Source organism: Ktedonosporobacter rubrisoli (assembly GCF_004208415.1).
Lineage (GTDB): Bacteria > Chloroflexota > Ktedonobacteria > Ktedonobacterales > Ktedonobacteraceae > Ktedonosporobacter > Ktedonosporobacter rubrisoli.
The window spans coordinates 1,412,130-1,425,785 of record NZ_CP035758.1; the positions used below are offsets into that span (position 1 = coordinate 1,412,130).

General features: G+C 50.5%; 14 protein-coding genes and 1 pseudogene. 10 read left to right on the top strand and 5 right to left on the bottom strand.

Annotated elements, in window-relative coordinates; translation table 11 throughout:
- Window positions 1-379: 379 nt before the first annotated feature.
- Together EPA93_RS06510 and EPA93_RS06515 are read right to left on the bottom strand one after the other, a co-directional pair.
- Window positions 380-946: a dihydrofolate reductase family protein gene (locus EPA93_RS06510; RefSeq protein WP_129886271.1), complete on the bottom strand. Its 567-nt coding sequence runs from the start codon at window positions 944-946 to the stop codon at window positions 380-382.
- Window positions 947-1,223: 277 nt separating this feature from the next.
- Entirely contained in the window at window positions 1,224-1,601 is a 378-nt protein-coding gene (locus EPA93_RS06515) for an AraC family transcriptional regulator (RefSeq protein ID WP_129886272.1), read from the bottom strand.
- A gap of 655 nt (window positions 1,602-2,256) precedes the next feature.
- Here EPA93_RS06515 and EPA93_RS06520 point away from each other — a divergent pair.
- From EPA93_RS06520 to EPA93_RS06530, 3 genes are all read left to right on the top strand, one after another.
- Entirely contained in the window at window positions 2,257-3,270 is a 1,014-nt protein-coding gene (locus EPA93_RS06520) for a LacI family DNA-binding transcriptional regulator (RefSeq protein ID WP_129886273.1), read from the top strand.
- A 3-nt stretch (window positions 3,271-3,273) separates the two neighbouring features.
- Window positions 3,274-3,948 (top strand): HAD family hydrolase, encoded by a 675-nt coding sequence (locus tag EPA93_RS06525; RefSeq protein ID WP_129886274.1) that lies wholly within the window; start codon window positions 3,274-3,276, stop codon window positions 3,946-3,948.
- A 63-nt stretch (window positions 3,949-4,011) separates the two neighbouring features.
- Window positions 4,012-4,332: a MazG nucleotide pyrophosphohydrolase domain-containing protein gene (locus EPA93_RS06530; RefSeq protein ID WP_129886275.1), complete on the top strand. Its 321-nt coding sequence runs from the start codon at window positions 4,012-4,014 to the stop codon at window positions 4,330-4,332.
- Between the two features lie 21 nt (window positions 4,333-4,353).
- Here the strand turns inward: EPA93_RS06530 and EPA93_RS06535 are convergent, their stop codons facing one another.
- Together EPA93_RS06535 and EPA93_RS06540 are read right to left on the bottom strand one after the other, a co-directional pair.
- Window positions 4,354-5,829 carry a glycoside hydrolase family 10-like protein gene (locus EPA93_RS06535; RefSeq protein WP_129886276.1) on the bottom strand — a complete coding sequence of 492 codons (1,476 nt, stop codon included), beginning with the start codon at window positions 5,827-5,829 and terminating at the stop codon, window positions 4,354-4,356.
- A 340-nt stretch (window positions 5,830-6,169) separates the two neighbouring features.
- Window positions 6,170-6,529: a YybH family protein gene (locus EPA93_RS06540; protein WP_129886277.1), complete on the bottom strand. Its 360-nt coding sequence runs from the start codon at window positions 6,527-6,529 to the stop codon at window positions 6,170-6,172.
- 374 nt (window positions 6,530-6,903) lie between these two features.
- Between EPA93_RS06540 and EPA93_RS06545 the strand changes: the two genes are divergently transcribed.
- The 7 genes from EPA93_RS06545 (at window position 6,904) to EPA93_RS50840 (ending at window position 12,864) form a co-directional block, all read left to right on the top strand.
- Entirely contained in the window at window positions 6,904-7,782 is an 879-nt protein-coding gene (locus tag EPA93_RS06545; RefSeq protein ID WP_129886278.1) for a phosphatase PAP2 family protein, read from the top strand.
- A gap of 578 nt (window positions 7,783-8,360) precedes the next feature.
- Window positions 8,361-8,936 carry a helix-turn-helix domain-containing protein gene (locus EPA93_RS06550; protein ID WP_129886279.1) on the top strand — a complete coding sequence of 192 codons (576 nt, stop codon included), beginning with the start codon at window positions 8,361-8,363 and terminating at the stop codon, window positions 8,934-8,936.
- 52 nt (window positions 8,937-8,988) lie between these two features.
- Complete coding sequence (locus tag EPA93_RS06555) at window positions 8,989-9,828, top strand: CPBP family intramembrane glutamic endopeptidase (protein WP_165422918.1); 840 nt, start codon at window positions 8,989-8,991, stop codon at window positions 9,826-9,828.
- Between the two features lie 121 nt (window positions 9,829-9,949).
- On the top strand, window positions 9,950-10,783 hold the full coding sequence (locus EPA93_RS06560; protein WP_129886281.1) for a MerR family transcriptional regulator: 834 nt from the start codon (window positions 9,950-9,952) through the stop codon (window positions 10,781-10,783).
- A 39-nt stretch (window positions 10,784-10,822) separates the two neighbouring features.
- Window positions 10,823-11,641, top strand: coding sequence for an SDR family NAD(P)-dependent oxidoreductase (locus EPA93_RS06565; RefSeq protein WP_129886282.1), 819 nt, complete (start codon window positions 10,823-10,825; stop codon window positions 11,639-11,641).
- Between the two features lie 209 nt (window positions 11,642-11,850).
- On the top strand, window positions 11,851-12,351 hold the full coding sequence (locus tag EPA93_RS06570; protein ID WP_129886283.1) for a helix-turn-helix domain-containing protein: 501 nt from the start codon (window positions 11,851-11,853) through the stop codon (window positions 12,349-12,351).
- 177 nt (window positions 12,352-12,528) lie between these two features.
- Window positions 12,529-12,864, top strand: coding sequence for an integrase catalytic domain-containing protein (locus tag EPA93_RS50840; protein WP_422877918.1), 336 nt, complete (start codon window positions 12,529-12,531; stop codon window positions 12,862-12,864).
- Here EPA93_RS50840 and EPA93_RS49550 read toward each other — a convergent pair.
- Window positions 12,811-13,269 (bottom strand): annotated as a pseudogene (locus tag EPA93_RS49550) (DUF5662 family protein); the annotation flags it as partial. The gene EPA93_RS50840 and the pseudogene EPA93_RS49550 sit on opposite strands and share 54 nt — an antisense overlap.
- Window positions 13,270-13,656: the final 387 nt, after the last annotated feature.

Consider the following 13,656-nt stretch of genomic DNA (forward strand, 5'->3'; position numbering starts at 1 on the left):
TCCGCTTTCGTCGGTGGCGAATCTCAGCAGAAGCTGGGTTAGCTAAGAGGCGCGTTCAGGTCAGCTTCTACACCAGCACGCTCAAGCTTGAGTATCAGGAGACAGAGCTGGCTTCCTCCAAGATGGAATGGGAGGATAACAACGCATCAAAGAGGTAAAGAATCCGCGCCTGATCGAGACGGGCTATCGGTCGCCACAATTAACGTTGTGGACGCTTGGATCTGATGAATGGCTGCTTTTCTTGAAATTACCTGACTACGCAGCGCGGAAAAAGCCCCAGAGGAAGCCAGACATGATCCAACTTCCTCTGCCTGATCTCGATGAAAACCAGCGAAAGCGGGCCGCCTCCGTCGCTTTGGGCTCAATTCGAGCCCAAGCTTCAGCGGCGATTTCCATCCGGCGCGTTGCGAGATGAAGCAGGAACGTAGGTCAACCTGATCACATCCTCGTCAATCCGATCATGGGTCATAAGGCGGAGCGGCGGTCGAGGTCCGGCGAAATATGGCTTGCCATGACCAAGCACGATGGGGTGCAGGTAGATTCGATACTCATCGATCAGGCCAAGTTCGGTGAGGCTGTGCGCCAAGTTCGGGCCAGCAACTTCGATCTCCCCGTCGCGCTCGGCCTTCAGCTCGCGGATCGCGCGCTCAAGATCACCCTCAACAAGCCTGGCGTTGGGGCCGACCGACTTCAACGAGCGCGAGACGACCCATTTCGGCTGGTTCCGCCACGCCGAAGCGTAGGCGTGTTTCTCTGCATCCCATTCAGGATGATCGTCATCCCAGTAACGCATGGCCTCATACATTTGGCGACCGTAGATACTACCCGCCTGCAACTGAGCCTCCTCGATGAAGTGGCGGAAGAGCGTGGGGCTTGTTGGCCCAAACCGCATATGGTCGATGTAGCCGTCCAGGGACTGGTTCATTCCGAACACGAGTTTAGCCATATCACTTCCTTTCTTCACGCGGCACATCCGCGCGGTCATTCATAAGCCCGTCCAGCGGCATTATCGTTCCGATAATAACGTTTCTCATAACCCTCCCAAAGCATAAGTGGATGTTTTCTTCTCCCAAGCTTACCCGTTCCCTTCGAAAAAAACTTCTCAGATCTTGCACTTCTCTTCCTACAGTCAGCACCCATTCCCAGAAAAGGTAAGACGCCCTCTCTCAACCGAGGCTCTTACCAACTTTTTTGCCCAATTTGCGTGTGTCCCCTTTCAAGCCTCATACGGCGAGATGTCTCACTCGAATATAGGATTGAGGTGAAATGCCCACTGCCTGAGTAAAGCGTTTTTCAAACTGCCGTTCGGAAAGATGCACATACTGGAGCACGTCTTTGACATGAAGAGAGCTAATGGTATTGTGGATGAAACGGAGAGTTTCTTCTACTAACAGATCTCTCGCGTTCACCTGCTCAAGCCTGGCAGATAAAAAATGGATGAGGCGAGCCAGGCCTTGCTGCTCATCATCGGTATTAAGCAGCCGATCATCGAGATCGCCCGCTCCAAATTCCCGAAGCTGGGTCCATCCATTGGAAAGTCGCGCCGGATTCATCTCGAAAAGCGCATTGAGGTGTGGAGCTTGAAAACTACTTGTATACACGTAAACGATCCTTTTTTGTAATGCATGACACTGAGCTCTGTTCCTATCCCATAGAGAAAGAAAGGAGGGTAGGACTTGCGCCCCGAACGCATGACGATCCGTTCAAGGGCAGGATTTCCATTATCATGTTGGAAGACAAGACCAGGCACACCAGCAGGAACAACTTTTATGGCGATTGCTTCCTCACCCCTATAGCGGGCTATCCTCAAGCACTCGACATCGTTTTTGAGGACGGGAGGAGCCGGGAGCATGCGAAATTGAAGAGAACTCATCTTTACCTCATGTACAAGGTAAAAATAACATAACCCCGGCAGCCAGCAAAAACTTCTCCTGGCTTGCTCTTTCCCTTCTGAGAGCCGTTCGTGAAAAGATTGCAAGCGAGTTAATTTTTTATTGCAATGGATACTTTTAAAATGTGTCACTCCATCATATGAGTCGATGTCTGCCGGAGGATAAAGTCCACACCACTTGACATACTATGCTATGATTATCTCTAGAAGAGAGTTATACGTATAACGCTCTCGGTAGCTGAAGAGGTAAAGAGCATTCTTATGAATGCCCCAACCAGCGTAAGCAGAACGGCAGGATGAGCCGCGAATAAAGCGGGCAGAAGGCTTGCTTCTCGTATATTGGCAAAAGGAGAGGAGAAAGGGCTTTGACAGCAGACAAGACGCCACCCTCAATAACCAGCGTTGATGTAGCGCGACGCGCGGGTGTATCGCAAGCGGCCGTCTCGCTGGTCTTTGGCGGGAAAGCTGCGGGTCGCGTGGGAAAAAGAACGCAAGAAGCCATCCTGCAGGCCGCGCGAGAATTAGGCTATCGGCCCAATAATGCCGCCCGCACCCTGCGCTCTGGCCGCTCCCATCTCGTTGTGCTGGCAGTACCCGACGTCAGCAATCCCTACTTTGCCGCCGCACTACAGGGAGCCGAGCAGGCTGCCCGCCAGCATGGCTACGCCGTGATGCTGACCAGCCTGCGCGACGAACAGGATTGGCGGCAGGCGATACTCGACGCCCTCTCAGCGCACTCGGTAGATGGCTTCCTGATCTTCACGCTCTATCCGCCCACAGAAGACATTTCAGCCGCGCTAGAGGGTAAGGCCATTCTTGTAGATGCGACGAGCCCGGCCCATCCATCTCTGCTCCTGGACATCGAAGCGGGCATGCAGGCCGCCATGTCCCATCTATTGCAATTGGGACATACCAGAATCGCACACCTGAGTGCCGCGATCGAGGCCGATACATTTTATCTGCGCCGCAAAGCCTACCAGGGCGCGCTCTCTGCGGCAGGCTTGCCAATAATCCAGGCCTATCAGGAGCAGGCGGCCTTTACCATCGCCTCTGCGCGCCAGGCTGCACGCCAGCTTCTGGAAGCCGTGCCCGCGCCATCCGCCATTGTATGTGACAGCGACGTGCTGGCCGTAGGGGCATATAAAGCTGCCCGCGACCTGCATTATGCCATTCCGGAGGATCTGTCTATTGTTGGCTTCGACGATAGTATCATTGCCAGCCAGCTTGACCCTGAATTAACTACAGTAGCGATTCCGGCCAGAGCCATTGGAGAGCAAGCCTTCCTGCTGCTCCTTGCCGCCCTGGAAAGGAAGCCTGTTCCCGCGCGAAGCATCGTCCCGCTTGAGCTAGTAATTCGAGCATCCACTACAGGAGTATAAACCATGCACTACCATCTCTTAATAGATGCTGACGATACCCTCTGGGAGAACAATATCTATTTTGAGCAAGCCACTCACGACTTTATTACATTTCTTAATCATTCTCAGCTCTCGCATGAAGAGGTACGCGCGGTACTTGATGAAGTAGAACGCTTGATGGGCTATGGCTCGGTAAACTTTACCAAAAGCCTGCTTGAAACCTATCGACGCCTGACCGAAAAAGATCAGCAAGAGGAAGATATCGAGCAGATACGTGGGTTCGGAGAGCGGATTCGCTCCCAACCCTTGCAATTGCTCGCCGGCGTCAAAGAGACCCTCGACTACCTATCCCCTCGTCACGATCTTGTACTTCTGACCAAAGGAGATGTGGAAGAGCAGAAATTAAAGGTAGAGCGCTCGGGCATTGAACACTACTTCAGGCAAGTGGTCATCGTGCAAGAAAAAGATATTGCGGCCTATCGACAGGTTGTCGAGGAACTGCGCATTGATCCACAAGCGAGCTGGATGATCGGCAACTCCCCTCGCTCCGATATCAATCCTGCCCTGGCTGCCGGACTCAATGCAGTCTTTATCCCTCATCCTCACACATGGCGTTTAGAGCATGAGGAAGTATTGAATAATGGAAGAGGACAACTATTGACGCTATCTGCCTTCACGGAACTGCGCACACATTTTTAAGCACTTTTCGCCGTACCCTGGGGAACAAGGGAAGCGTCATACACGATAGAAAGGGAAGTAACTATGGCTGATCTACCTGCCCATCCCAGCCTGCCAGAACTACAGCGCTATATGGACGAGATCTGTAAAGAGCGCGGCTGGACCAAAGATGGTTATGCAGAAAAGTTCTTGCTGTTTAGCGAAGAGGTTGGCGAACTAGCGAAAGCCATGCGCAAGAAGCAGGGACTCTACCAGGAAAAGGCCCGGCAAAAGCATCTAGAGCTTGAAGAAGAGTTTGCCGATGTGCTCAGCTATCTGCTGGATCTTGCCAACTATTTCCAGGTTGACCTTGAGCAAGCTTTCCGCGCGAAAGAACAGATCAATCAAGGCAGAACCTGGGAATAAATAGCAAAATGATCAGTGCAGCTAACTTAGCGTGATTGTTTGCAGCGCACTCAGCGCGCTTTCGTTGCTCAAACGATCGAGTGCGGCCACAGCATATGTATAGGTCTTGCCTCGTGCAGCGGTTGTATCGAGAAAGCGCTGATGCTCGCTGTGACCCTGGCGGTGTACAACGGCCAGCGGGGCTTGCGCCTCAGAGCTAAACTTGATGTTCTGACCCTCGCCGCGATAGAGCGCATAAGCTCTGGCGGGATTAGGAGGTGCATCGGACCAATCCAGCTCTACGCCCTGGGCTACTTGTCTTGCCGGCTTGAGGAAAACCGGGCGCAAGGCCTGGTGGGATAGCCAGGGCATAGCTGGAACCAGTGCCTTAGCCTGATAAAAATCCTGGCGCAAGCTATCAGTAAAGCCTAGCGGATTGGCTTGCAAGGATTTCATGCTGAAAAAGACACTGCCCTGCACTTCTTTGAAGCGCGCATTGTAGCGCAGTTGAGCAGGCAACTCAGCGGGATCGGCCCAGGCGCCGGGCTCTGTATTGATACGGTAAGCCGCCTGTCCAATATAAAGATTAACAGGTTTGCCAGCCACCTCATTAGCCCACCAGGGCACGAGCTTATCATAGGCAGCAGGAGCAAAGCCGCGCGGCCAGTAGATCTGGGGCACGATATAATCCAACCAATTGTGCTGTAACCAGGCGCGCGTATCAGCATACAAATCGTCGTAATCAGTCTGGCTAGCAGACGTATCGGAGCCGGAAGGATCGACCGAACGATTCCGCCAAACCCCAAACGGGCTAACCCCGAACTTTACCTGGCTCTTTGCATGCTTGATCGCCTGCGCTAGCTCGGCAATCAACTGATTGACATTCGCACGCCTCCAATCATCCTTACTGGCATAGGCAGCCTTACCATAGCGCTGATAAGTAGCATCGTCAGGAAAATCCTGACCAGCCACCCGATATGGATAGAAATAGTCATCGAGATGTACAGCATCGATATCATAGTTGCTCACAACTTCAAGTATGCTTGTCACGATGAATTTGCGAGCCGCGGGAATCCCTGGATCAAAGAACAGTTTTCCGCCATAGCTCACAACCCAATCGGCATGCTGTCGCGCAGGATTATGCGCAGAGAGAGCGTCTAGCTTATCGTGCAAACTTACGCGATAGGGATTGAACCAGGCATGAAGTTCCATAGTTCGTTTATGAGCCTCCTCAACGATAAACGCAAGAGGATCATAGCCCGGTGCTCTCCCCTGTTCGCCCGTAAGATATTCAGACCAGGGCCAGTAGCGGGATTGATAGAAGGCATCAGCCGTGGGCTTCACCTGCACAATGAGCGCGTTCATATTCAGGCTCTGTAGCAGAGCCAGCAGAGCAAGAAATTGTTGCTTTTGCGTATCAACTGGCAATCCCGGTTGAGAGGGCCAATCGATATTCGTGACAGTAGCCACCCAGGCAGCCCGAAACTGGCGCGGGGACGAAAGCATTTCTCCTGACATATTTCTTTTCCCTATGTTGCCTATTCGGCACGCACTAATGATAGTATACGCAAACGCTCATTGCACGGCAATAGACCAATTCAAGTATTTTTACCCATCCTCCCCGCTCACCGCTTATTCCAATTTATGAGTAGAAAATTCTCCCCCTGACCATGAAATCAGTGTCATAAGGCTTCTTCTTACATGGCTATAGGAAATTCAGGGGAAGTTTATCCTTTCATGCCGCCGTTACCGCCTGGAAACTGGCGGTCTCTGCTGCGGGAAAAATATGCATCTGCAGATCGGGTACATCAGCCAACCAAAGGGTATTGATGTAGCAGATCTGCCGCCCAGGATCAAGCTATATAACAGAGAACCTATCGATGACCCATAGCCACGTCCCGTCGCCTTGCTGGCGAGCGACCTCAGCGGTCACGCTGCCATCAGGCAGGCGGGTTGAAGTGAGCGCCAGGCCTCCACTGATCATAGCTGCGCGTTGTTCTCCAAAGTCAAATTTCTGGCCCCTTGCCACCTGTTCGGCATAAAACGCTCGGATGGCCTCCCTCCCTACCAGCAACTGCCCATCACCGCAGTCAAGAACGGCCTGGGGCTCATAAAGAGCAACCATACCATCGATGTCTCCCGCCCTTTCACGAGAAACCAAAAGCCGCTCTAAATCTTGAGGATCACGTGCCGGCTCACGGCTAACCCCATCAGTCATAGCAAAACTCCTTTTTATTGCCATTCTTCTGCCTGGCGTCGATGATAGGAATTTCATACGGGACGCAAAGAAAAACATTGCCAGAGGATATAATCTATTCTTTCATGCCTCCCTCATTCGTGGCAAATATACTATAAAAATCAGGATAGTGCTACTTGCCCATACTTCACACGTATTCCCAAAAGGGAGGTAAGCACAGAAACTGGCTTGCGTATATAGACACATACCGGCTAATCTCATAAGCACTGTGAGCAAGCTCCCTATGCTGAAACGAGCTTGCTCACAGGCAACAAAGCACAGGTAGTGCAAAAATTTACTTGCGCTGCACACACTACTATGTATAAAAGAATGATTTAAGAAGATTAAGGAGCACGATGGCAACTCTATGGAAACGCCGACCAGCGGCATATATATGGTTTTCCCTGGCCCTGTTACTCTTTCTGCTATTTCTGGCCTATACAATTGCCTTTGTAAGCGGATCGCTCAATACCTCAACTATCCAGATAGAACAATGGCTATTACTGCGTCCCTTGAGCCGTATCGATTGCACTTTGCGCGTCTGGAGAAATACTGGCGAAGCCTTGCTTAGCCTGTTTTGCTTCTTCTTGCTCGGCCTATCCTTCATATTCCTAAAATACCGCAAGCGCGTGTTAATCTTTCTCTTCTTACTCCTATTGGTAGGCTTCGCCATCGAAATCAGCGGTAAATATTCGCTAGCGCAATCCTATCCTGACGGCATGCGCACAGCAATGAGCAAGCTTGGCTGCCCTCAGCTAGACTACTCGCCAACCTCCACAAGGATCGCCACAGCGCTGGGCATGTGGTGGAAAATTCCCGAAGTGCCGCAGGACGCGATAGACCAGGCCCAGGATGCATCACATCAACAGGCAGTACTCGATCTTGATTCCGACCAGCATGGCTATCCTAGCGGACGGGCGCTACGCGCTTGCTTCTTCTGGCTTATCCTGTCCTGGCTATTCTGGCGACATACTCCTATCCGTTTTCTCAAAATTCCGCTGGCCATCCTGATGATCGTCATAGCATGCATCGGAGCTTTTCTACAGTTCTATATTGGTATTCATTTCATTACCGAGACCATATCGGCCTGCTTGGTCGGAACAATGCTCGCGTGTTGCATGATTGGCCTGCTCCTGCTCAACGAGCGCAAGCCCCCGGCCAGCAACACAACAGCGCCTCCGCCATTTACTGATGATGTTAGAAGGACATCTGCACTGCCAATCTCCCAGGATTAGAGTCGAGTGAGCAGATAATATCTCATTCTATGAAATATGTCTCCTTATCTCTGCTGAGATCTTTGATACGCCAGGGGATATATGCCCTGGCGTGTCTTGTTTCTCTCAGGCACGGGCTGGACATCGCGCTCTTGTGGCGAGCGGCGCGGCAAGGCCTCTTGTCAGTCTCTGAAGGCGGCAAGAGACACATTACTTTCTAAACATTTTGCCTGCTTGCTGCTCGCTACCGTTCTCTTAGAAGTTTCCACATTCAACGCAATGTTGGGTGCATGGAAGAGCTGTAGAATCAGCAGATCTTAAAGCCAGGAGCGAGCGCAATCCATATAAACAACAGTCATCACGCTCAAGAATGGATGGAAAGACAAGCAGGAGACAGGGCCATTTAATTTTCCTGTTTTGCCCCACCCACGCGCCCAAGAAGAAGGGAAAATGGGGCACGCCTCATGCCCCGGACAGGGTGCTCCTGCTTCTCTAAAAACTAAATAGCCCTGCAGGAGAGGGGAAGCCTTGCGTTATACCGAATTCTATGGTATTTTAATAAATAGTAACGTTTCAAAATTCTGAAATGAAGTGTGATAATGAAAAAAGCAGAACTGATCTTGCATCCAGTCCGGATGCACATTATCCTGAAGCTTCACCAACGGGCTTTGACAGCCCGGCAACTTGCGGAAGAACTCCCAGATATTGCTACAACCACGCTATATCACCATCTAGGTCTGTTGACCAAAGCTGGTCTGCTGCGTGTGGTTGAGGAACGACAAGTGCGGGGAACGCTGAATGAAAAAACCTACACGCTTGTTCAGGGATCAACGACGCTGGGGGAAGAAGAGATGAGGCAGGCATCCTCAGAGGAGCTAATGCAGTATTTTCAGGTCTTTGTGAGCGGACTGCTAGGTGAATTCGCCCACTACCTGGAACACCGAGATGCCAGCACGCCAACTGACGCAGGCTGCCAGACCATTCCGCTGGAACTGACCGATGAAGAGTTTGCTCAGTTTGCAGAGGCATTCAAGGCATTTTTGCGTCCATGGTCCCAAAAGCAGCCAGCGCCAGAGCGGCGGCGACGGCACCTCTCACTGGTGATGATTTCCCAGATGAGCAAAGCCAGCGAGAAGACTGCTGAGACTGTAGACCCTCCATCCTCTTTAACTTAATTGAAGCAAAGAAAGCATGGACAAGAGACAAATGAGCACAAAAGAAAACACTTTGGACCAATCGAGACTTGTCGAGAGTATGAAAAGGCATCCTGTTGTCTGGTTCTTTGGCATTACTCTCAGCTTTACCTGGATCTATGAATTACTGATCTTTGGGATACTTAAACTTCCGATGTACTATCTGGTTCCTGGAGGATATGGACCAACACTCACTGCCATCTTTCTTACCATAATGACATCAGGACGAACAGGCATACGTAATATAGCACAACGTTGTCTTTATTGGCGAACTGGCTGGCGCTGGTATCTGGTAGTCTTTGGCAGTTTGCCAGCGCTCATGCTCCTATGTATATTACTCATCCCTGCAGCCAAAGCCGCTTTGCAGATGCCAACATACACCGCTGCTCTCACCTATATCCCTCTCTTTATACTGACTCTGCTGCTCTTTGGACCGCTTGCAGAGGAAGTGGGTTGGCGTGGCTTTGCATTGCCTCTCCTGCAACAGCGATATGGACCGCTGGTTGGAACGGTTATCCTGGGAGGATTCTGGGGAATGTGGCATCTGCCTCTTTTTCTGTTTGTTCCTGGATATAACGGAGCAGGGGCAGATATCGGGAGCAAACTGCTTGCCTTTTTTCTGTTCGTGATATTCTGCATTCCGCTGGCAATTCTCTTCACATGGGTGTTTAATGGAACGCGCGGAAGCCTTTTAATGGTGATAATATTGCATACAGTGAATAATACCAGTCCCGTGTGGTTGTTTCTAGGAAGCGTCCCCAAATCAATTGGAGATGGTATATTGAAGTATCTCTTTACAATAGGGCTCGCTCTGCTAGCGGTACTTCTCCTTCTCATGACACGAGGACGTCTTAGATATAAGCGCTCACTCTAATTAAAAGGGCGATTTAAACAGACATTTTTGCGCATAACATCGCCCCCTTGACTTTCCAGTGTACTGGAAAGTATATGATTGAGACGAAGAAAAAAAGGTACTCGATTGATAAGGAGAGGCGATGTTTAAGATCAGCGAGTTTTCTAAGCTCAGCCAGACCCCCATGAAAACTTTGCGCTACTACGACCAGATTGGTCTGCTCAAGCCGGCCTATATAGATCCCTTGAACGGCTATCGCTACTATAGCGCCGAGCAGCTATTTCCGCTCAACCGGATTCTTGCCTACAAGGATCTCGGCTTGACGCTAGAACAGATTCGGCAGGCGCTCGATGAGCAGATACCATTGGCTGAAGTGCGCGGCATGTTACGCCTCAAACAGATGGAGATACGGTCCCTTATCGAGCAGGAAAATATCCGTCTTGCCCGGATTGAGGAACGCCTGCGTCTCATGGAGCATGAGGCTGACAATCTGGGAAAACATGAGGTCACGCTGAAGAGTGGCAAGGCGCAGTTGGTAGCCACGCTGCCGATTCGTACAAACCTCCCCTTTGCCAATTTACCTTTCTTCTTTGCGGAATTAGATCGCCATCTTGCGCGGTATGGCCTCTCTGAGCCTGGCATGCTCCCGCATATACTGCTCTGGCGGGGCGCATGTATCTGCACGAATAACGCTGATGAAATCTTTGAAGTAGAGGTGGGCTGCCCTCTTGTAGAGAGGATACCGGCGGATGGAGATTTGAGCATTCGCGAGTTGCCAGCAACCCGCATGCTGGCAAGCGTCATGCATCAATGCCAACTGCAGGGCATATGCACAGGTCTCGTCGATCTTGGTAGCTGGATCGAGCAAAACGGCTATACTATCTCGTCCTCCCAGCCATGCCGCGAGGTGTATTACGTACAAAACGATAGACAGCTTTATGTAAGTGAAGCACAGATCCCAGTTGAAAAAGAATGAGTGCAAAATCTAAAAAGTAAGGAACAAGGAAGCTTTATTATGGCAAAAACATTTGTGATTACTGGCGCTACCGATGGAATCGGGGCGGCCGTCACGCGAGCTCTCTTCTTGAGGGGTGAACATGTTGTTATTATCGGCAGAGATGCGCAGAAGGGAGAGCAACTTGTACGAAAAGCCGCAAGCACGCCAGGGAGTGCTTCCTTCATTCAGACAGATCTGAGCCTGGTAGCCAATACCAAACAGGTCATCGCTGAACTGATCGAGAGCTATCCGAAAATTGACGGTCTTGTCATGTGCGCGCGTTATATGCGCATGTTTCGTAATGTGACCTCAGAAGGCTTCGAACATAACTTCGCGCTCTTCTATCTGAGTCGTACCCTGTTCAGCTATGGGCTGCTCAGCTTACTTGAAAGGGCAGAGCATCCAGTTATCATCAATGTGGCCGGTCCTGGTCACGACACGCCAATAACCTGGGACGATCTGCAGAGCGCCAGGGAATATGATGGGGTGAGAGCGATGTTCCTACCGGGACGGCTTAACGATCTCCTCGGAGTCACATTCGCCGAACGCCACGGCCATGGTCCGGTCAGATATGTTCTATTTCATCCCGGCACGACAGCTACAAGCTTTGCAGGAGAATATGATGCGCAGACAGCAGCGCATCTTGAGCGCCAGAAGGTACTCGCCAAACCTGCAACTGCTGTCGTGCCTCCAATCGTTAGCTTGCTTGACAATCCGCCTGAGCAGCCCTTGAGCGCGTTTCACCTTGACGAAGAACTGGATATTCACTCTGAGCTCTTTTCGCCCGAGTTAGCGGCACGCCTCGCCACCATCACTAAAGAGATTCTTAACGTATAATGAGATTTCTCAGCTCGTTTGCTTAGAGTTGCGATGCTCAGCTCAGGATGAGTCGTGACCAGGCTCACCTGAGCTGAGCATCAAACTTGCTCCATGATGCTTCTGCCTGGCACAACATCTTCCAGGCCACTCCGACTCACATGATAGGTAACGACACCTATTGACCTCGGACCATCTACTATCGTGCCAATCTTTTCGATCAGGCTGGAATGGCTTCTCTGCTACCAGCAGAACCACCGCCTCCGGTCCCAAAGGTAACTAAACGCTCACTCCCTCCTGATATTAGGCAGGAAATCATCGATCTACACGCTCAATATCCGGCCTTCCATCCTCATGAAATTGCAACGATTTGTTTCGTCAAGTTCAATCGTAAGCCTGCTCCTGCAACCGTTAAGCTGATCCTGACATCTGATCCGAAACCTACAACTACAGAGCGCCGCCACCCACGCTACTCAGAGATCGAGGATGGAGAGACGCGACGACGAACCGTTATCAGATTGCACGTAGATGGGTGGAATGCCAAATCAATTGCTGAGTATCTGAACGTGAGTAGAACAACCGTCCACGATATTCTCAGACGGTTCGCTGAAGAGCAGTTTGCAGGGATGCCTGACAAGTCACGTGCAAGGAAACGACCCAGAAAAGCTGATATCTCAACCATTCAAGAAATCAAGAAGCTCTCAGAAAATCCTGATATTGGCGCATACTGAGTCAGCGCTGCATTAGAACAGATGGGCATCAAACTCTCGCGTGCCTCCTGTGGGCGGTATCTCTCAATCAACAGAAAGCTGTATCACCTCCAAGTACTACGCAAGCCAAAGGCTGAGATGCCATTTAGAGCCGAGCGGAGACATCAATTCTGGTCTGTTGACGTGCGTTACCTGGATATGCACCGCTTAGGTGGAGGCATGGTTTACTGCATTAGTATGCTAGAAAACTTTTCGCGAGCTATCTTGGCTTCTGCCATTTCCCAAAAACAAGATAACCTGGCTTTCTTTGCGGTCCTGTATGATGCAATCAGACATTTCGGTGTGCCAGAGGCACTTGTTTCAAATAATGGCACCATCTTTACCTCTCACGATACACGATGGGCATGTGAGCAGCTCGGCATTGAGAAAAGGGAAATCAAGAAGGGACGACCCTACCAAAATTACATTTGTATTTTCAAGGATTTTTGCCAATTGATCATCTATGCCAAATCGCTTTTTATTGATCTCCAGTGAGGTATAGATATCACCGTTTTGAACACGCTTTGTTGTTGCCATCCAGTCACATACCATCTCAATGAGATCGATAAGAGATATACCTTTGATGCCATCCTCATAATATTCAGGATGATGATTGTTTTCTCGGTAATGATGGTCAAGTGCTGGTTGCATTTTGGCTAGGGCCTGCTTGTATTCCTCAGATCCATAAGTGAGTGTTTCAAGAAGCGGCGTCATTTCCTCGAATACTTCAAACTCTTCTGGGCTGAATTTAGAATTGTCATGATTCGCAGCCCTTTGAAAAAGCTGTGTAGCAATGATGCCCATGTAGTTTGCAACTTCTTGAATTAAGTGAACCCGAATCTGTAGAATTCTGCGGGAGGTGTCCCCTCTAGACAAGGAAGAACCTCTCGCAGAATTCATCCAATTGTCTCCCAGCTCATCCTGGGATTTATACTCTGACTATTGCTCCCCTTTTGTCTGCACATGGGAAAGAAAGCAAAAGAGCGGCTCTTCCTGAACTTTCACCAAGAGTGGACCGGTTCCGCAGAATCACGCGGATTGACGCACATGCGTGGTTATGTGCCAGCAACGATGCTCTTGAGCAGGTCGAGGGACGCTTGGAACAGTCGCGACAGATCTTGCTGATATTGGTGCTCAAATTCATACTTAGTCAGCTTTGATGGTGGCATGGCACACATCTGCCAATGACATTCATGCCCACCTGTCGTGGCTTCGATAGTGTTTCCTCAAGAAATACCGTTTCAGACCACAAGAACTGCGATCTGAAACGGCATATGCTCTTCCCTG